Raw genomic sequence first — 17,473 nt, forward strand, 5'->3', positions numbered from 1 at the left:
CACGCTCGGGCCGGCCCGCCGCGCCCCCGCCTGCCCGCGCTGCGGCTCCGCGTCCACCCGGCTGACCTCCGAGTTCGGCGCGACCGCGTGCAAGGCCCTGTACCGCTGCGCCGACTGCCTCGAACCGTTCGAGCACGTCAAGGAGATCTGACATGACCACCCTCGCGCCCGGCGCCGCACCCGCCCGGTCGGCGGTGTTCCATGAGCTGACCGTCGCGGCGGTCGACCGCCTCTGCGAGGACGCCGCCGCGGTCACCTTCGACGTCCCCGACGGCCTGCGCGACGCGTACGCGTTCCGGGCCGGGCAGTCCCTCACCCTGCGCCGCTTCGTCGACGGCCGGGAGGAGCGCCGCTCCTACTCGATCTGCGCGCCCGCCGGCGCCGCGCCGCGGATCGGCGTCCGGGAGATCCCCGGCGGGCTCTTCTCGTCCTGGCTCGTCAACGAGGTCAGGCCGGGCATGCGCATCGAGGTGCAGACCCCCACCGGCACCTGGCAGGCGGACGCGGAGGCGGGCGAACGGCACCTGTGCATCGCCGCCGGCTCGGGCATCACCCCGATGCTGTCGGTCGCCTCGACGGTGCTCGCCCACCCCGGCGCGCAGGTGTCGCTGCTGTACGGCAACCGGACGAGCCGCACCGTGATGTTCGCCGAGGAGCTCGGCGACCTGAAGAACCGGTACGGGCCGCGGTTCCAGCTCGTCCACCTGCTGTCCCGCGAGCCGCGCGACGTCGAGCTGTTCTCCGGCCGCCTCGACGGCGACCGCCTCGCCCGGCTGCTCACCGGCCTGGTGCCCGCCGAGGTCTTCGACCACGTCTGGATCTGCGGGCCGCTGCGGATGGTCGAGGACGCGCGGAAGGTCCTCGCCGACCTCGCCGTCCCCGCGCGGGTACACGTCGAGCTGTTCTACGTCGACGCGCCTCCGCCGCAGCCGAGGCGCGCCGACGACACCGTCGCCGGCGCGACGTCCGAGCTGACCGTCGTCCTGGACGGCCTCCGCACGACGTCCCGGGTGTCCCGCGAGACGACGATCCTGGAGGGCGCCCAGCGGACCCGCGGCGACCTGCCGTTCGCCTGCAAGGGCGGCGTCTGCGGGACGTGCCGCGCCCGCGTCCGTGAGGGCGAGGCCGACATGCGCCGCAACTACGCCCTCGAACCGTCCGAGGTCGACGCCGGGTTCGTGCTGACCTGCCAGTCGTTCCCGTCCGGCGACACCCTCACCGTCGACTACGACGCCTAATTGCTGCGGGCGGTCTCGTGGCGGGCGAGGCCGTCGAAGGCGAGCGCGGTGACGGCGTCGGCGACGGTCGCCGTGTCGTAGGCGCCGTCCGGCCGGTACCACTCGACCAGCGAGTTCACCATGCCGAACAGCAGCCGGCTCACCAGGGCCGGCGGCACGTCCCCGCGCAGCGCGCCCTCGGCGACGGCGTCCGCGACGAGTTCGGCCAGCCGGTCGTCGATCCACCGGCGGCGCTCCAGCGCGGCCAGCTCCACCTCGCTGTTGCCCCTCACCCGGAGCAGGAGCGTGACGGTCGGCTGGTGCGCGACGAGGACCTCGACGCTGCGCCGCACCACCGCGCGCAGCCGCTCGTAGGCGGTCGTCCCCTCCTGCGCGCGGGACGCCTCCGCGACGGCGGCGGTGAGCTCGTCGAGGGCGTCGTCGAGCGCCTGGCCGAGCAGCTGCTCCTTGCCCGCGACGTGGTGGTAGATCGCGGGCTTGGTGAGCCCGAGCTCCCTGGCGAGGTCTCCCATGCTGGTGGCGTCGTAGCCCTTGCGGTTGAACAGCTCCACGGCGGCGCGCAGGATGGCCGCCTGGTCGTGGCCGGGACGGCCACGCCGGCGGCGCGGAGCGGATCCCTCCGGACCGGTCGTCACCACGATCGCAGCATCTCACGCGCGCCGGGGCCGCCGGCCGGACCGGGGCGCGCCTGACCGGACGGTGTGATCTGCGTAACCTTGCCGCCGGGCGAGGGCGCGGGCCGCCTCCGGCATATTCCCTGGTAAATCGGTATGTTTTATGGGTTTTTGCCCGCCGTGAGGACGTCCGCGCAGGTCGGGCGGGCTTTCGGCGGGCTTCCCAAGCACCGGTTCCGTGTGCATCCTTGGGGACATGAACGCGACGGAGGTACTGGTGGCGAGGCGCCACATCGACCTCCTCCGCGTGTGCAGCGCGTCCTGTTGAACCGCTGATCCGCACATCTCGGCCGATGACCGGCCGCCCCTCTCTCTCCCTCCGCCCGGCAGCGCCGCCGCGCCGGATCCCCCTTCCTTCCCTCCTGCCTTCCTTCCGTCCGCCCCTGTCCCGGAGGTGCCGCGTGTCCACCGACCTGCTCGATCCGCCCCGTTCCGCGCTCCCCGGAGCCGCGGCGCCGACGGCCGCGGCGCGCTCGGGCGCCGTGGCGCTGTCGCTGCTGCGCCGCGTCCGCAAGGCCGGCGGGCTCGTCGTCGTCCTCGCCCTCTGGGAGGCCGGCGCCCGCGCGGGCTGGTACGGCAGCACCACGCCGCCGCTCAGCGACGTCGCCGTGCGCGGCTGGGAGATGGCCTCGTCCGGCGAGCTGTTCAGCAACCTCGGCGTGTCGCTGCTGCGGGTGCTGAAGGGGCTCGCGATCGGGCTGCCGCTCGGCCTCGTGCTCGGCCTGCTCTCCGGGCTGTTCCGGATCAGCGAGGACATCATCGACGCGCCCGTCCAGGCCGTCCGGATGCTGCCGCACCTCGCGCTCGTGCCGCTGTTCATCATCTGGTTCGGGATCGGCGAGACGTCCAAGGTCGGCCTCATCGCGGCCGGCGTCGTGTTCCCGCTCTACATCAACGTGTTCCACGGCATCCGCGGCGTGGACGAGCGGCTGGTGGAGTCGGCGCGGACCTGCGGCCTCGGCCGGCTCGGGCTGGTCCGGAAGGTCGTCCTGCCGGGCGCGCTCCCGCAGATCCTCGTCGGGCTGCGGCTGTCGCTCGGCGTCGCGTGGCTGACCCTCGTCGTCGTGGAGCAGTCGGCGACCGCCAGCGGCATCGGCTTCCTCATCAACCAGGCCACCCAGTTCATGCAGATGGACACGGTCTTCCTGGTGCTCGTCCTGTACGCGGTGCTCGGCGTGTCGACGGACCTGCTGGTCCGGCTCATCGAGCGGCGCGCGCTGGCGTGGCGGAAGGGACTGGTGGCGCGATGACCGCGGCCCTGCGGAACGGGGTGCGCGTCCGCGGCCTCCGGCGGGTGTTCGGCGACCGGACGGTCCTGGACGGCGTCGACCTCGACATCGCGCCCGGCGAGTTCGTCGCGCTGCTCGGCGCGAGCGGGTCCGGCAAGAGCACGCTGCTGCGCGCCCTCGCCGGGCTGGACGGCAGCGGCAGCGGCGAGGTCGACGTCCCCGGCGGGCGCGCGGTCGTCTACCAGGAGCACCGGCTGCTCCCGTGGAGCCGGGTGTGGTCCAACGTGGTGCTCGGCCTGCGCGGCCGGGACCTGCGCGAACGGGCCGAGGCGGCGCTGGCCGAGGTCGGGCTGGCGGCGCGTGCCGACGCGTGGCCGCTCACCCTGTCCGGCGGCGAGTCGCAGCGCGTCGCGCTCGCCCGCGCCCTCGTCCGGACGCCCGACCTGCTCCTGCTCGACGAGCCGTTCGGCGCGCTGGACGCGCTGACCCGGCTCAACGCGCAGGCGCTCGTCGCCGACCTGTGGGCCGAGCACCGGCCCGCCGTCCTGCTCGTCACCCACGACGTCGAGGAGGCGCTGCTGCTCGCCGACCGCGCGCTGCTGCTCGCCGGCGGCCGGATAGCGCGGGAGTACACCGTCGGCCTGCCGAGGCCGCGGTCCCTGGACGACCCGGAGTTCATCGCGCTGCGGCGCGACCTGCTCGACGGCCTCGGAGTACGGGCCGTCGCCACAGCCAAGGAGACCCGATGAACGAACTGACCGCCGACGTCCTCGTCGCGGGCGGCGGGCCCGCCGGAGCCTGGGCCGCCGTGAAGGCCGCGGAGGCCGGCGCGAGCGTCGTCCTCGCCGACAAGGGGTACCTCGGGACGAGCGGCGCGACGGCGTCGGCCGGCACCGGGGTCTGGTACGTCGAGCCGGAACCGGCGGCGCGGGAGACCGCGATGGCGAGCCGGGAGGGCCTCGGCGGGCATCTCGCCGACCGGGAGTGGATGGCGCGCGTCCTCGACCAGACGTACGCGAACATGAACGAGCTGGCCGAGGTGTCGAAGTACCCGTTCCCCGTGGACGGGGACGGCCGGCAGATCCGGCGGGGCCTCCAGGGGCCGGAGTACATGCGGCGGATGCGCGTGCGGGTGCGCCGCGCCGGGGTCCGGGTCCTCGACCACAGCCCGGTCACCGAGCTGCTGGCGGACGGGTCCGGAGCCGTCGCGGGCGCGGCCGGGTACCACGTGCGGGAGGACCGGCCGTTCAGCGTCCGCGCCGGTGCCGTCGTGCTGGCCACCGGCGGGTGCGCGTTCCTCAGCAAGGCGCTCGGCTGCGACGTCAACACCGGGGACGGTGCGCTGTTCGCGGCGGAGGCGGGCGCGGAGCTGTCCGGGATGGAGTTCTCCAACGCGTACGCGATCGCCCCGGCGTTCACGTCGGTGACGAAGACGGCGTTCTACTCGTTCGCCACCTTCTACCGGTCGGACGGCAGCGTCCTGGAGGGCGCGGGCAGCCGCAGAGGCCGCTCCGTCATCGCCCGGACCCTGCTCAGCGAGCCCGTCCTGTGCCGGATCGACCGGGCCACCCCCGAGGAGCAGCGGGCGATGCGGCTCGCGCAGGCGAACTTCTTCCTGCCGTTCGACCGGCAGGGCATCGACCCGTTCACGGACCTGTTCCCCGTGACGCTGCTCGCCGAGGGGACGGTCCGCGGCACGGGCGGCATCCGGATCGCGGGCGCCGACTGCTCGACGACGGTGCCCGGACTGTTCGCGGCGGGCGACGCCGCCACCCGCGAGCTGATCTGCGGCGGCTTCACCGGCGGCGGCAGCCACAACGCGGCGTGGGCGATGTCGTCCGGCACCTGGGCCGGGCGGGGCGCCGCGCGCTACGCCGCCGGGCTGGGCGGACGGGCGGCCGCGCGTCCCGTGCGGGCGCTCGGGGAGGCGGGCGTGCGGCCGTCCGGTCCCGCGGCGGGCGGCCACGCCGAGCATGTCGCGGCCGTCCAGGCGGAGGTGCTGCCCTACGACAAGAACCTCCTGCGCACCGGCGACCGCCTCGCCGCGGCGCTGGCTTCGCTCGACGGGACGTGGCGGGAGCTGCGCGGCACGCTGCGCGAGGACGGCGCCGGGGTCGTGCGGGCGCGGTCGGCCGCCGCGATGGCCGCGCACGCCCGCTGGATGTACAACGCGGCGCTCGCCAGGACCGAGACGCGCGGCATGCACAAGCGGCTGGACCTGCCCGAGCAGGACCCGGCCCAGCGCCGCCGGCTCGTCACCGGCGGCCTCGACGAGGTGTGGACGCGGCCGGAGGCCGGGGCCCTGGCGGTGGCGTCGTGATCGAGATCGTCTCGCGGGACCGGTGCATCGCCTGCGACAAGTGCGTCGCGGTCTGCCCGACGAACGTCTTCGACCGCGGCGCGGACGGGATCCCGGTGCTCGCCCGGCGGGACGACTGCCAGACCTGCTTCATGTGCGAGGCGTACTGCCCGGTCGACGCCCTGTTCGTCGACCCGCGCTCGCACCCGCTGCCCGAGCCGCCGGACGAGGCGGTGCTCGCCGCGGGCGGGCTCCTCGGCAGCTACCGCGAGCAGATCGGCTGGGGCCGCGGGCGCACCCCCGGCGCCCGGCTCGCGGTCGGTCCCTCGCTGGACCGCGCGGGCGCCCCGCTCACCTCCTGACACCACCCAGACCCTCTGCACACCCCCGCAGAACCCCTGAAAGGCATCAACGTGAGAATTCCCCGGGTGCTGGCCGCCGGCCTGCTCGTCCTCGCCGCGGCGGCGTGCGGCTCGTCCGCGGCCGCCGGCGGCTCCGGGACGCTGCGCGTCGGAGTGATCGGATCGGCCGTCGGCAACAAGCTGACCCGCGCCGTCGGGTTCCTCGACGAGCGCGGCGAGCTGCTGCCCGCGCTGAAGGCCGCCGGCGTCACCAGGATCAAGGTCGCGACGTTCCAGAACGGCCCCGACCTGAACCAGGCGCTCGCCGGCGGCTCCCTCGACATCGGCATGTACGGCGACACCCCCGCGCTCATCGGGCGCGGCCAGGGCCTGCCGACCCGGCTGGTGTCGCTCAACTCGGTCCGCCTGGACGCCGCGATCGTCGCCAGGAAGAACGGCGGGCCGGCGTCCCTCAAGGACCTGCAGGGCAAGGTGATCGGAGTGCAGACCGGCTCCTACATCCACCGCTACCTGCTCGGCGCCCTCCAGCAGGCGGGGGTGAAGCCGAAGCAGATCATCCACATGTACACGCCGGCGATCATCGCGGCGCTGGAGAAGGGGTCGATCGACGCGGGCGGGCTGGTCTCCGCCGACCAGGCCGCCGAGGAGGCGAAGGGGTACCGGTCGATCGACGTCGCGTCCCGCGACCATCCCGGCCTGCTCGGCACGTCCGTCACCGTCGTGACGGAGAAGTACCTGTCCGGGCACAAGGACATCGTCAAGGTCTGGCAGCAGGCCGAGACGAAGGCCTCCCAGGTCGCCAAGGCGAACTGGGTCGGCTACACCGCGTACGTCGCCAAGACCGGCGGATACGCGCCGCAGGTCACGCTCAAGACGACGCTGAAGGACCAGCTGCCCGACGAGCCGTTCCCCGCCGACGGGCTGACGCTGCTCGACGGCACCAAGACCTTCCTCGTGCAGCAGAAGCTCGTCAAGAAGGACTACACGCTCGACTCCTGGCTCGCGCCCGGAGCGAAGGCGTGATCGAGCTGGACGCCGACGTCCTCGTCCTCGGCGGCGGCCCCGCCGGGGCGTGGGCGGCGCTCGCCGCGGCCGGCGCGGGGGCGCGCGTCGTCCTCGCCGACAAGGGGTACTGCGGCACCAGCGGGCCGACCGCGTCGGGCGGCAACAACCTCTGGTACGTCCCGCCGGACGCGGGGGCGCGCGAGCGCGCCGTCGCCGAGCGGTTCGAGCAGAGCGCCCGGCTCGCCGACCGCCGCTGGATGTCCCGCGTCGTCGACGAGACGTACCGGCGCGTCGACGACCTCGCCGCGTTCGGCTACCCGTTCGCGATCGACGACGACGGCGTGGAACGGCGCGGGAGCCTCCAGGGCCCGGAGTACATGAAGCGGATGCGGCGCCGCGTGCACCGGTCCGGCGTGACGATCCTCGACCACCATCCGGCGCTGCGGCTGCTCGCGGACGACGCGGGGACGGCGTCGGGCGCGTCCGGCATCGCCCGCCAGAAGGGCGGGGAGGCGTGGACCGTCCACGCGGGGGCGGTGGTCCTCGCGACCGGCGGCTGCGCGTTCCTGTCCGGGGCGTTCGGCACCAACGTCGACACCGGCGACGGGCACCTGATGGCCGCCGAGCTGGGCGCGGACCTGTCGGGCATGGAGTTCTCCGCCGCGTACGCGCTGTCGCCCGCGCACGGCGCGCACACCAAGGGCCTGATGATGCAGTTCGCGACGTACTACACCGCCGGCGGGGAGCGGATCGACGTCCCGGATCCGCTCGGGGCCAGGCTCCAGGTCGCGGAGCTGCTCGCGGCGGGCCGGAAGGTGTTCGCACGGCTGGACCGGGCGCCCGCGGAACTGCATCAGGCGATGCGCGACGCCCAGCCGAACTACTTCCTGCCGCTGGACAAGGCCGGCATCGACCCGTTCCGCGACCGCTACGAGGTGCGGATGGTGCTGGAGGGCACCGTCCGGGGAACCGGCGGCCTGCGGGTCACCGGCGACGACTGCGCGACCGCGGTCCCCGGCCTCTACGCCGCCGGGGACGTCGCGACGCGGGAACTAGTGTCCGGAGCCGTGAGCGGAGGCGGCGCCTACAACGGGGCATGGGCGATCTCGTCGGGGACGTGGGCGGGCCGCGGCGCCGCCCTGTTCGGGAAGGGACGCCGCCGTCCGCGCGCCCGCGCCGCCGGAAGCGCTGGCCTCGGGCCCGGACGGCTCGACGCGGCGGCGGTCGTCCGGGCGGTGCAGGCCGAGATGCTGCCCCTCGACCGCAACCTGTTCCGGACGCGCGCCGGACTCCGCGCCTCGCTCGCCTCGCTGGACGTGCTGTGGGAGCGGATCACGTCCGAAGGCCTCGCGGGCACGGGCCGCGAACGGCTCCGCGCGCGGTCGGCGGCGGCGATGGCCGCGCACGCCCGCTGGTGCTACCGCGCCGCCCTGGCGCGCGAGGAGTCCCGGGGCCTGCACCGGCTGGAGGACCTGCCCGCCCTGCCGCGGTTCGAGCACCGCCTGGTCACCGGCGGCCTCGACGATCCGTGGACGGCCGCGGAACCCCGGGAGGCGGCGGCGTGATCGAGGTGGTGAGCGCGGACCGCTGCGTCCAGTGCGACGTCTGCATCAAGGTCTGCCCGACGGACGTGTTCGACCGCGGCCCCGACGGCCTTCCGGCGATCGCCAGGCAGGGCGACTGCCAGACCTGCTTCATGTGCGAGGCCCACTGCCCGACCGACGCGCTGTACGTCGCGCCGTTCAGCGGACCCGCCCCGGCGGGCTCCCCGCACACCGACGAGGCGGCCCTGGCCGGGGCGTTCGGCGAGTACCGCCGCATCGTCGGCTGGGGGCGCGGCCGCACGCCCGGAAGCCGCGCCGACCGCAACCACATCTTCACCGAACGGCTCCGGACCGCCCCTCGGAACCCCTGACACGCCCGCGTGCCCGCGCATCACTCTGTGCGGTGATGCGCCGGGCGCGGACGGTCGCCGACACTGGGGGCATGATCCGACGAGCAGGGGTCTTCCTCGCCCTCGGGGCGCTGTCCGGCGCGATGACCGAACTCGCCATCTTCCACCGTCCCTTCCACCTCCTCGCGGTCTTCGCGGGTGTGTGGGTGGTGGGCGCCGGGTGGATCGGCCGCCGGGCGGACTCGCCGAAGGCCGCCGCCGTCCACGCCTCCGCCTTCCTGACGGGCATGGTCTGCGCCTTCTACCTGACCGTCCTCGCCCTCGCGTCGGACCTGCGCGGCACCCTCTGGCTCTTCTGGCTCGCGATCGCGCTGACCGGCGGGCCGCTGCTCGGCCTCGCCGGCCGCCTGACCAGGTCCGCGAACGTTCAGGGCAGCCTCGCGGCGGCGGGCCTCGCCGGGCTGCTCATCGCCGAGGCCGTCCGGCTGCAGCTCGGCTACAGCACCCACTACCGGCTGGCCTACGTGCTGTTCAACCTAGCCGGAGCGGTGCTCGTGCTCGGCTGGCTGCCGCGGGGCGCCCGCCGGACCGCCGTGGCCGCGCTCGTTCCGGCGCTCGCGGCGGGCGTGGTCCTCTTCACCGTGATCCCCGTCCTCGTGTACGGCGGCTCGCACCTGCCGTTCCGCTGACGGTGCGGTCCGCCCGGGCGGGCGCCGGGCCGCTGGCTCCGCGCCCGCCCCGCCGGATCGTCAGCCGAGCTGCCCCTGGACGGCGCGCAGGCCGGCCTGGGCGATGCTCTCGTCGATGGCGCCCTGCGGCGCGCCGCCCACGCCGATCCCCGCGATCGGGGAGCCGCCGGACGCGACCGGGACGCCGCCCGCGAGGAACAGCGTGCCGGGGATGTCGCGGACGGTGGGCTTGTCGCCGGTCGCGTTCCCGGTCAGCTTCGAGGTCGGCTGCCCGAACGACACGGCGGTGAACGCCTTGCGCTTGGCCGACTCGACGGTCTGCGGGCCCGCGCCGTCGCCCTTCACGACCAGGCGCACGTCGCCGGACCGGTCGACGATCGCGACCGCGACGCGCTGCTTCTGCTTCGCGGCCTCCTTCTGCACCGCCGTCGCGATCCGCATGGCGGCGTCGGTGTTCAGCGTCCGGACGTCCTGCACGGCCTGCGGCGCGGGCGGCGCCTTCACCGGCGCGGCGGTGGACGCGGACGCCCCGGCGGCGGACACCCCGACGGCGCCCGCGACGATGGCGAGGCCGGCGGCCGCCCCGGCGAGGGTTCTGACGCGGACGCGCGGCTTCCCGGACTCCCGCGCGGCCTCGGTGTTCTGCGGCTCCTGCATGACGTTTCCTCCGTGGTGGTGGCGTCGATCCGACGTCTTCGAGCCTCGCCGGGAACGGGCGCCGGGCCATCGCGGGCCCGGTTGATCGCGGAGATCGGATCGGTGGACGGTCGGATCAACCGATCGGACGATGCCGCCGCCCCCGACGCGGGCGAGGCTGCTCGGGGAAGGCTTGCGCGGCGGTTCGCGGGGGGAGACAGCAGACGTGACGGGCACCGAGCACCGGATCCACCTCGCGATGCACGCGGGGTTCTTCCTGCTGCTCGCGGCGTCCGCGTCCCGGCTGGTGGTCCGGCACGGGCTGGGCGGCACGACCGCCGTGTGGCTCGTGCTGTGCGGAGTGACGGCCGTGGCGTACGCGGCCGGGGTGGCGGGATGGGACGCCCTCGGCCGCCGCGGCCGCCTCGCCTGGCTGGCCGTCGTCGTGCTGTTCTGGCTGGCGCTGGACGTCGCGGCGCCGAGCTTCGCCTGGTGCGCGGTCCCGCTGTTCTTCCTCGCGCTGCGGCTGCTGTCGCCGCGCGCCGCGATCGTCACGGTCATCGTGCTCACCGGCGCGGTGATCTTCGCGCAGATCTACCTGGCGGACCGGCTCGACCCGAGCCTGGTGCTCGCGCCGGTCGCGGTCGCCGCGATGGCGGCGGTCATCTTCCTGGAGTTGCAGCGGCTCATCGACGCGCTGGTCCGCACCCGCGGCGAGCTGGCCGCCACGCAGCGCGCGGCCGGGGTCCTGGAGGAGCGCGAGCGGCTGTCCCGGGAGATCCACGACACCCTCGCGCAGGGGCTGACCAGCATGGGGATCCTGCTCCAGGCGGCCGACCGGCAGTGGGACACCGCGCCGGACGCCGCCCGCCGCCACCTGCGGGACGCGGCCGAGGCCGCCGCGGCGAACCTGGAGGAGGCCCGCCACTTCGTCCGCGCGCTGGCGCCGCCCGGGCTGGGCGCCGGGTCGCTGCCCGGCGCGCTCGCCGCCCTGGTCGGCGCGGAGTCGCGGGCCGCGGGCCCGCGCGTGCGGTTCCGAGCGGAGGGGGAAGAATATCCCCTGGACGTCGAGGTGCAGACGGCGATGCTCCGCGTCGCGCAGGGCGCCGTCGCCAACGCCCGCGACCACGCGGACGCGTCCACGGTGATGGTCACGCTGACCTACCTCGACGACGGCGTCTCGCTGGACGTCGCCGACGACGGGTCGGGCTTCGACCCGTCCCGCACGGCGTCCGCGCCGGGCCGCGGCTACGGGATCCCCGCGATGCGGGACCGGATCGCCGAGGTCGGCGGGGTGCTCACGGTCGAGAGCGCGCCCGGCGCGGGGACCGTCGTCGCGGCCGCCGTCCCGCGGCGGGACGCGGCGGGCGTGGGGGAGGGGAAGAGCGGATGAGCGCGGTTCGGGTGACGATCGTGGACGACCACCCCGTCGTCCGGGCCGGGCTGCGCGCCCTGCTGGGCGGCGAACCGGACATCGAGGTCGTCGCGGAGGCCGCGGACGGCGAGGAGGCGGTCCGGCAGGCCGGGCTCGTCCCCACCGACCTCGTCCTCATGGACCTGCAGCTCGGCGAGGGCATCGACGGCGTGGAGGCGACCCGGCGGATCCTCGCGCTGCCGGACCCGCCGCGCGTGCTGGTGCTGACCACCTACGACTCCGACGCCGACATCGCCCGCGCGATCGACGTCGGCGCGGACGGGTACCTGCTCAAGGCCGGCCCGCCGGACGAGCTGTTCCGCGGCATCCGCACGGCGGCGCGGGGCGAGACGGCGCTGTCGCCGCGGGTCGCGACCCGGCTGATGAACCGGGTCCGCGAACCGGCCCCGGCGCTCAGCCCGCGCGAGATCGAGATCCTCGAACTGCTGGCCACGGGGCTGTCCAACCAGCGGATCGCGCGCCGCCTGTTCATCAGCGAGGCCACCGTCAAGACGCACCTGGTGCACATCTTCGCCAAGCTCGGCGTCGACACCCGGACGGCCGCGGTGACCGCGGCCGTCGAGCGGCGCCTCATCCGGCTGCCCGGCTGAGCCTCCTCAGCGCAGCGGTCTGTCCGCGGGGCCGTCCGGCGGTGCCGCCTCCAGGCTGATCGTGAGGCGCAGCCCCAGGACGTCCGCGACGCGCTCCAGCACCGGCAGCGGCGGGAGCCGGGAACCGGACTCCAGACGGGAGACCGCCGGCTGGTCGAGGCCGGCGAGCCGGGCCAGCCGAGCCTGCGTGATGCCCAGCGCGCGGCGTCGCAGGCGGATCGCCGTGCCGATCGTGTCGTTCACCGGACGCCCTCCTCGTGCTCGGTTCCGGCCGTTCAACCCCCACGATCGCCGCCGCCGGCACGGCTCCCATCCGGGGATGGTCGGAACGGCGCGCTCCGTCCGGGTGACGCGGCGCATCCATCGATCGGTTGACCCCGGCCGCCGGTGCATGGAAAAGCGCGGCCGAAAACCGCTGCGGCACCGGGGATTCCGGCGCCCCGAGACTTCGGCTTACGCATAATTTATTTGCCGTGGAAATTTGGCGACGCCCTTATCGCGTGCTTAGTCTCCACCGCATCGGCCGAAGTCCGGCCGGACGCCGAATCCCTCTCAGCGGGGAGCCGGGGACCCAGGTTCGTTGGGGTGAATCCGCTGGTCGCCAGCGGTAGGGCCGTCTCCTGGCCCGAACCCGTCAGCTAACCCGGCAGGCGGAAAAGGAGAGGTGGACGGCCCTTGGACACGGGCATCCAGGAAATGATCAAGAATCTCGAGTCCGAGCTCGGGTACACGGAGAAGGGAGGCGGCTACACCAAGTTCGGGGATTGGTACTCCAAGAACGTCGACCATTCCTACGACTTCTCGAACGCCGCCTGGTGCGACATGTTCCTCGTCTGGGGAGCGACCAAGGCGGGCGTGGCAAAACAGGTCGGGAAGTTCGCCTACACGCCCTCCCATGCGGCGTTCTTCAAGAAGCACAAGGCGTTCGACGCCGAGCCCGCGCCCGGCGCGCTGGTCTTCTACGACTGGTCCGGCGGCAAGAGCATCGGCGGCATCGACCACGTCGGGATCGTCACCAAGGTCGACGGCGGGCGGATCCACACCATCGAGGGCAACGTCGACGGCCAGTTCGTCAAGCGGAAGGTCCGCGACCAGGACAGCGTCGTCGGCTACGGGCACCCCGAGAAGGTCCCGATCGGCCGCAAGCCGGCCGCCGCGCCCGCGCGGCAGTCCGGCGACCACACCGGCGCGGACACGGCCGCCATGGCCTACACCCGGCCCGCGCCCGCGGACGGTCCCCCCGTCGAGCTCTGGGGCGCCTTCGGCGCGGTCGCCTTCCTGGTGATCTCGCTGCTGGTCTTCCTCAAGCACGGCCGCGCCACGAGGGGGGAGGGCCGATGAAACGGCTGGCGAAGCTGCTGGCGACCTCGGCGATCGCGGGCGGGGCCCTGTTCCATCTGGCCGCCCCGTCCAACGCCGCCGCGCCGCCGGCGCCGCTCCCGCAGGGGGTGGACGTGTCGACCTACGACCGGGGCGTCGACTGGGGCGGCGGCCGCCTCGCGTTCGGCATCGCCAAGGCCACCGAGGGGACCGGCCGCGATGACGCGACCTTCGCCGCGAACTGGGCGAAGATCCGCCAGAACGGGCTGGTCCGCGGCGCCTACCACTACGGGCACCCGAAGAACGACCCCGTGCGGGAGGCCGACCACTTCCTGTCGGCGGTGACGTCGGCCGGCCTGCAGCCCGGCGACCTGCTCATGCTCGACCTGGAGACGACCGACGGCCGTTCCGGCCACCAGGTCAACGAGTGGGCCAAGCGCTGGCTGGACCGCGTCCACCAGAAGACCGGCGTGAAGGCGTTCTTCTACAGCTCGTGGTCGTTCGCGCAGGAGCACGGCGACGGCCTCGGCGGCTATCCACTGTGGGTGGCGCACTACGGGAAGGCGCCGGGACGGGTGACCGCCCCGTCCCCGTGGAAGCAGTGGACGATCCACCAGTACGCGTCCACCGACCACGACCACAACGTCTCCCGGCTCGCCGCGGACCAGCTCCGCGGCCTCGGCTACGACCCCTCTCACCGCTGAGAGCCCGCGGGACGGGCGGCCCCCGCCGCCCGTCCCGCCCGGCCGTCCGGTGCGGCCTTAAGAACCTCTTATGCGGGGCGGCCACCGTGGGTGCATGGCCAAGACAACCAAGACAACGATGCTCGGGCTCGGCGCGATCACCGCGGGGGCGGTCGCGGCGGTGACCGCGTGCGGCGTGCCCGTCGCGGCGGCGCCGGCGGCCGCGAAGGAACCGGTGAAGGTCGAGGGCGGGCAGGTCGTCGTCCCGGTCCGCGGCGGTTCGGCGCGGGTGGACGTCGCCGGCCTGGGCGTGACCGCGCGGACCGCCGGCGGCGCCCCGCTGACCCTGTCCGCGCCCGTGCGGGGGCTCGGCACGCCGAGCCGGATCACGCACAAGGACGGCGCCGCGAGCTGGTCGTACCCGTCGCGCGGCATCACCGTCACCGCGCGGGCGCGCGCCGGGCGGCTGGCGATGCACCTGCACTCCGACCGCGCCGGTGACCTGCGCTGGCCGCTGACGGGCACGGACCGCTCGACGTCGCGGCTGTCCGTCCCGACGGGCGAGGGCCTCGGCGTCCCGGTGGACGACCCGTTCTGGAACTCCGCCGAGGCGAGGTTCGCCGGCTCCGAGATCGCCATGGCCGGCGGGATGACGATGCCGTTCTGGGGGTTCCAGGACGGCTCCCGATCGGCGACCTACATCGTCCCGACCGACATCGGCACGTCGCTGACGTTCGTCTCGTCCGGGGGGCGCCTGCACGGCGAGACCGCGCACGACTTCGGCGAGGCCAAGGACTACGACGTGGAGTTCTCGCTCGGGGACTCCTCCCCGGTGGCGTCCGCGCGGGACTACCGGCTCTGGCTGGCCCAGCACCATCAGCTCGGCTCGCTGCGCAAGAAGATCGCGCGCGATCCCCAGGTCGGCAGGCTCGTCGGCGCCTACCACGCCTACCTGTGGGGTCCGGCGCGGTCGGCGGCGTCCGTCCAGAAGATGAAGCGGCTCGGGCTGGACCGGATGTGGCTCGGCTACGACTCCGGCGCCGACCCCATGAAGCCGGACGCGGTGGACGCGGCGAAGAAGAACGGCTACCTCGTCGGGCCGTACGACTCGTTCGCCAACGCCCAGGACCCGAAGACCGCCGACAACCCGTCCTCCACGTGGCCCACCGGCGTGTACCCGGACGGGTGCGTCCACGACGCGCAGGGCAAGCCGGAGACGGGGTTCGGCGATCGCGGCTGCTACCTCAGCTCCCAGTTCCTCGAGCAGCAGGAGCCGTCGAAGCACTACATGGCGCAGCGGACCAAGCAGATGACGGCGAACGGCGCGAACAGCTACTTCCTGGACGTGGACGCCGCCGGTGAGCTGTTCGACGACCGCAGCCCGTCCCACCCGATGACGCAGGCCCAGGACCGCGCCAATCGCGTCGAGCGGATGGGCAGGCTGTCCGGCGGCGGGCTCGTGCTCGGCTCGGAGAACGCCGCGGGGTGGGCGAACCAGGCCGTCGCGTTCGACCACGGCGCCGCCTCCGACGGCCTCAACGTCCTGTGGCCGCTGCAGAAGGACAAGGCCAGCTGGGGCGGCTACTACCCCGCGAACGACCCGAAGTTCTTCTTCAAGCCGGTCGACCTGCCCGCCGACGCGGTGAAGAGCATGTACGACCCGGCCTACCGGCTGCCGCTGTACGAGACGGTGCTGCACGACTCGGTCGTCAACCTGGACCGCTGGGAGCTGTCGCTTTACAAGCTGCCCAACGTCAAGACGACCAGGGTCCTGCTGAGCATGCTCTACAACATCCCGCTGAACTTCGCCGTCGACGGGACGACCCTCGACCGGCACGGCAAGGAGATGGCGTCCCTGCAGCGGTTCTTCCAGCCGCTGCACCAGATCGCCGCCACCAGGCCCATGACGGACTTCCGGTGGCTCACCTCCGACCATCAGGTCCAGCGGACCGTGTTCGGCGACGGCGCGCTCACCATGACCGCGAACTTCGGCACGAAGGCCCACCAGGGGCTCAAGCCGGGCTGCGTGCAGGCGACCGTGCACGGGAAGGCGCCGCGGACCCTGTGCCCCTGACGGGTCACCCGAAGACGAGGCGGACGACCGTGCCGCCTCCGGGGGCGGGCTCCGCCGCCGCTCGCGCGCCGTGCTCGCGGGCGACCTGGGCGACGATCGCCAGGCCGAGACCCGAGCCGGGCAGGCCGCGGGCGGCGGCGGACCGGTAGAAGCGGTCGAACACGTGAGGGAGGTCGGCGGGGTCGATGCCCGGCCCGCGGTCGCGCACCGCGACCTCGCCGCCCTCCGCTCCCGGACCCGGTCGCACCCGGACCTCCACGGGCCGCCCGCCGCTGAACTTGGCGGCGTTGTCCAGCAGGTTCGCCAGCGCCCGGCTCAGCCGCCGCGGGTTCCCGGCGACCACGGCGGGCTCGGCGTCCACGGTGAACCCGACGTCCGGCCACCGCGTCCGCGCCTGCTCCGCGCAGTGCCGGGCGAGGAGGTCGAGGCGGACGTCCTCGACCTCGCCGGCGGGCTCGTCGCCGCGCGCCAGTTCGATGAGGTCGCCGACCAGGTCGCCGAGCCCCGCGAGCTGCGCGCGCAGCCGCCGCCGGACGCGGTCGCGGCGCGGCGGCGGCAGCTCGTCCAGCAGCTCGATGTCGGCGCGCAGGCTGGTCAGCGGCGTGCGCAGCTCGTGCGAGGCGTCCGCGACCAGCCGCCGCTGCGCGGTGACCGACTCCTCCAGCGCGGCGAGCATCGCGTTGAAGCTGGCGGCGAGGCGCGCCAGCTCGTCGGACCCGGCGGCCGACATCCGCAGGCCGGGGTCGCCGGTCGCGGCGATCCGCTCGGCGGCCCGCGTCAGCCGCGACACCGGACGCAGCGCCCCGCGCGCGACGAGGTGTCCCAGCAGCGCCGCCACGACCACGCCGCCGACCACGGTGGCGAGCAGCGCCAGCCGGACCCGGTCCAGGGTGCGGTCGGTGTTGTCCGCGCGCGTCCCGACCTGCAGCGCGCGGCGCGAACCGTCCGGCCCGAGCGGGGCGGCGTACACGCGGACCGGCAGGCCGCCCGCCGTGGCGTCGGCGAAGAACGGCCTGCTCCGTCCGTTCGCGACCCGGACGACCCGCGGGGTCACCGGCAGGTTCGCCTCGTCCGGCTCGGTGGTGCCGTCACCGCGGACGATCTGCGCGCACGGCGCCGTCAGCCACGCGCACGTCCCGGTCCGCGTCGTCCAGCCGCGTGCCTGCACGTCGCGGGCCACCTGCGCGGCCTGCCGCTGCAGCGACCGGTCCAGCTCGACGTGCAGCGCCTGCCGGACGGCGAGATAGCCGACGACCGCCGCCCCCGCCACCGCGACGGCCACCGCGAGCGCGGCCAGCACCGCCATCCGGGTGCGCAGCGGCACGCACCGCCACCACGGGGGCCG

General features: G+C 74.5%; 19 protein-coding genes and 1 riboswitch. Of the genes, 15 read left to right on the top strand and 4 right to left on the bottom strand.

Annotated elements, in window-relative coordinates; genetic code table 11:
- The coding region (locus tag F9B16_RS29650) for a PaaD-like zinc ribbon domain-containing protein (protein WP_449699464.1) at window positions 1–151 on the top strand (151 nt) is incomplete at its 5' end.
- Window position 152: 1 nt separating this feature from the next.
- Complete coding sequence (gene paaE, locus F9B16_RS29655; RefSeq protein ID WP_151543509.1) at window positions 153–1,238, top strand: 1,2-phenylacetyl-CoA epoxidase subunit PaaE; 1,086 nt, start codon at window positions 153–155, stop codon at window positions 1,236–1,238.
- On the opposite strand, the gene F9B16_RS29660 is transcribed toward paaE, so the two are convergent.
- Entirely contained in the window at window positions 1,235–1,876 is a 642-nt protein-coding gene (locus tag F9B16_RS29660; protein WP_318839265.1) for a TetR/AcrR family transcriptional regulator, read from the bottom strand. The two genes, paaE and F9B16_RS29660, sit on opposite strands and share 4 nt — an antisense overlap.
- A gap of 437 nt (window positions 1,877–2,313) precedes the next feature.
- Between F9B16_RS29660 and F9B16_RS29665 the strand changes: the two genes are divergently transcribed.
- The 8 genes from F9B16_RS29665 (at window position 2,314) to F9B16_RS29700 (ending at window position 9,390) form a co-directional block, all read left to right on the top strand.
- Window positions 2,314–3,162, top strand: a complete 849-nt coding sequence (locus tag F9B16_RS29665) for an ABC transporter permease (RefSeq protein WP_225992048.1) — start codon at window positions 2,314–2,316, stop codon at window positions 3,160–3,162.
- Window positions 3,159–3,890 carry an ABC transporter ATP-binding protein gene (locus tag F9B16_RS29670; protein WP_151543511.1) on the top strand — a complete coding sequence of 244 codons (732 nt, stop codon included), beginning with the start codon at window positions 3,159–3,161 and terminating at the stop codon, window positions 3,888–3,890. The genes F9B16_RS29665 and F9B16_RS29670 overlap by 4 nt, the downstream gene beginning before the upstream one ends.
- Window positions 3,887–5,461 carry an FAD-binding protein gene (locus F9B16_RS29675; RefSeq protein ID WP_151543512.1) on the top strand — a complete coding sequence of 525 codons (1,575 nt, stop codon included), beginning with the start codon at window positions 3,887–3,889 and terminating at the stop codon, window positions 5,459–5,461. Before F9B16_RS29670 ends, F9B16_RS29675 begins: the two co-directional genes overlap by 4 nt.
- On the top strand, window positions 5,458–5,802 hold the full coding sequence (locus tag F9B16_RS29680; protein WP_151543513.1) for a 4Fe-4S dicluster domain-containing protein: 345 nt from the start codon (window positions 5,458–5,460) through the stop codon (window positions 5,800–5,802). Before F9B16_RS29675 ends, F9B16_RS29680 begins: the two co-directional genes overlap by 4 nt.
- A gap of 51 nt (window positions 5,803–5,853) precedes the next feature.
- The gene (locus F9B16_RS29685; protein ID WP_151543514.1) at window positions 5,854–6,825 is read left to right on the top strand and encodes an ABC transporter substrate-binding protein; all 972 of its coding nucleotides are present in this window, start codon (window positions 5,854–5,856) and stop codon (window positions 6,823–6,825) included.
- The gene (locus tag F9B16_RS29690) at window positions 6,822–8,372 is read left to right on the top strand and encodes an FAD-binding protein (RefSeq protein ID WP_151543515.1); all 1,551 of its coding nucleotides are present in this window, start codon (window positions 6,822–6,824) and stop codon (window positions 8,370–8,372) included. The genes F9B16_RS29685 and F9B16_RS29690 overlap by 4 nt, the downstream gene beginning before the upstream one ends.
- The gene (locus F9B16_RS29695; protein WP_151543516.1) at window positions 8,369–8,722 is read left to right on the top strand and encodes a 4Fe-4S dicluster domain-containing protein; all 354 of its coding nucleotides are present in this window, start codon (window positions 8,369–8,371) and stop codon (window positions 8,720–8,722) included. The genes F9B16_RS29690 and F9B16_RS29695 overlap by 4 nt, the downstream gene beginning before the upstream one ends.
- A 71-nt stretch (window positions 8,723–8,793) precedes the next feature.
- The gene (locus tag F9B16_RS29700; RefSeq protein WP_151543517.1) at window positions 8,794–9,390 is read left to right on the top strand and encodes a DUF6518 family protein; all 597 of its coding nucleotides are present in this window, start codon (window positions 8,794–8,796) and stop codon (window positions 9,388–9,390) included.
- A gap of 60 nt (window positions 9,391–9,450) precedes the next feature.
- On the opposite strand, the gene F9B16_RS29705 is transcribed toward F9B16_RS29700, so the two are convergent.
- Window positions 9,451–10,047 (bottom strand): GlcG/HbpS family heme-binding protein, encoded by a 597-nt coding sequence (locus F9B16_RS29705; protein ID WP_151543518.1) that lies wholly within the window; start codon window positions 10,045–10,047, stop codon window positions 9,451–9,453.
- A gap of 205 nt (window positions 10,048–10,252) precedes the next feature.
- Between F9B16_RS29705 and F9B16_RS29710 the strand changes: the two genes are divergently transcribed.
- Window positions 10,253–11,419, top strand: a complete 1,167-nt coding sequence (locus F9B16_RS29710; protein ID WP_225992049.1) for a sensor histidine kinase — start codon at window positions 10,253–10,255, stop codon at window positions 11,417–11,419.
- Window positions 11,416–12,051, top strand: coding sequence for a response regulator (locus tag F9B16_RS29715; RefSeq protein WP_151543520.1), 636 nt, complete (start codon window positions 11,416–11,418; stop codon window positions 12,049–12,051). Before F9B16_RS29710 ends, F9B16_RS29715 begins: the two co-directional genes overlap by 4 nt.
- Before the next feature lie 6 nt (window positions 12,052–12,057).
- Here the strand turns inward: F9B16_RS29715 and F9B16_RS29720 are convergent, their stop codons facing one another.
- Window positions 12,058–12,294 carry a helix-turn-helix transcriptional regulator gene (locus tag F9B16_RS29720; RefSeq protein WP_225992050.1) on the bottom strand — a complete coding sequence of 79 codons (237 nt, stop codon included), beginning with the start codon at window positions 12,292–12,294 and terminating at the stop codon, window positions 12,058–12,060.
- Between the two features lie 286 nt (window positions 12,295–12,580).
- Window positions 12,581–12,720: riboswitch (cyclic di-AMP (ydaO/yuaA leader) on the top strand.
- A gap of 27 nt (window positions 12,721–12,747) precedes the next feature.
- Between F9B16_RS29720 and F9B16_RS29725 the strand changes: the two genes are divergently transcribed.
- From F9B16_RS29725 to F9B16_RS29735, 3 genes are all read left to right on the top strand, one after another.
- Entirely contained in the window at window positions 12,748–13,392 is a 645-nt protein-coding gene (locus F9B16_RS29725; protein WP_225992051.1) for a CHAP domain-containing protein, read from the top strand.
- A complete protein-coding gene (locus F9B16_RS29730) occupies window positions 13,389–14,075 on the top strand; it encodes a glycoside hydrolase family 25 protein (protein ID WP_151543522.1) in 687 nt (228 codons plus the stop codon). The genes F9B16_RS29725 and F9B16_RS29730 overlap by 4 nt, the downstream gene beginning before the upstream one ends.
- Before the next feature lie 94 nt (window positions 14,076–14,169).
- The gene (locus F9B16_RS29735; protein WP_151543523.1) at window positions 14,170–16,128 is read left to right on the top strand and encodes a glycoside hydrolase; all 1,959 of its coding nucleotides are present in this window, start codon (window positions 14,170–14,172) and stop codon (window positions 16,126–16,128) included.
- A 4-nt stretch (window positions 16,129–16,132) separates the two neighbouring features.
- Here the strand turns inward: F9B16_RS29735 and F9B16_RS29740 are convergent, their stop codons facing one another.
- A complete protein-coding gene (locus tag F9B16_RS29740; RefSeq protein ID WP_225992052.1) occupies window positions 16,133–17,452 on the bottom strand; it encodes a sensor histidine kinase in 1,320 nt (439 codons plus the stop codon).
- Between the last annotated feature and the right edge of the window lie 21 nt (window positions 17,453–17,473).

The sequence above is a fragment of the Actinomadura montaniterrae genome, from assembly GCF_008923365.1.
In the GTDB taxonomy this organism is placed as follows: domain Bacteria; phylum Actinomycetota; class Actinomycetes; order Streptosporangiales; family Streptosporangiaceae; genus Spirillospora; species Spirillospora montaniterrae.

Coding starts and splice junctions, on each gene's coding strand:
- paaE (WP_151543509.1), top strand. CDS start 153: ATGACCACCCTCGCGCCCGGCGCCGCACCCGCCCGGTCGGCGGTGTTC.
- F9B16_RS29670 (WP_151543511.1), top strand. CDS start 3,159: ATGACCGCGGCCCTGCGGAACGGGGTGCGCGTCCGCGGCCTCCGGCGG.
- F9B16_RS29675 (WP_151543512.1), top strand. CDS start 3,887: ATGAACGAACTGACCGCCGACGTCCTCGTCGCGGGCGGCGGGCCCGCC.
- F9B16_RS29700 (WP_151543517.1), top strand. CDS start 8,794: ATGATCCGACGAGCAGGGGTCTTCCTCGCCCTCGGGGCGCTGTCCGGC.
- F9B16_RS29705 (WP_151543518.1), bottom strand. CDS start 10,047: ATGCAGGAGCCGCAGAACACCGAGGCCGCGCGGGAGTCCGGGAAGCCG.
- F9B16_RS29715 (WP_151543520.1), top strand. CDS start 11,416: ATGAGCGCGGTTCGGGTGACGATCGTGGACGACCACCCCGTCGTCCGG.
- F9B16_RS29725 (WP_225992051.1), top strand. CDS start 12,748: ATGATCAAGAATCTCGAGTCCGAGCTCGGGTACACGGAGAAGGGAGGC.
- F9B16_RS29730 (WP_151543522.1), top strand. CDS start 13,389: ATGAAACGGCTGGCGAAGCTGCTGGCGACCTCGGCGATCGCGGGCGGG.
- F9B16_RS29735 (WP_151543523.1), top strand. CDS start 14,170: ATGGCCAAGACAACCAAGACAACGATGCTCGGGCTCGGCGCGATCACC.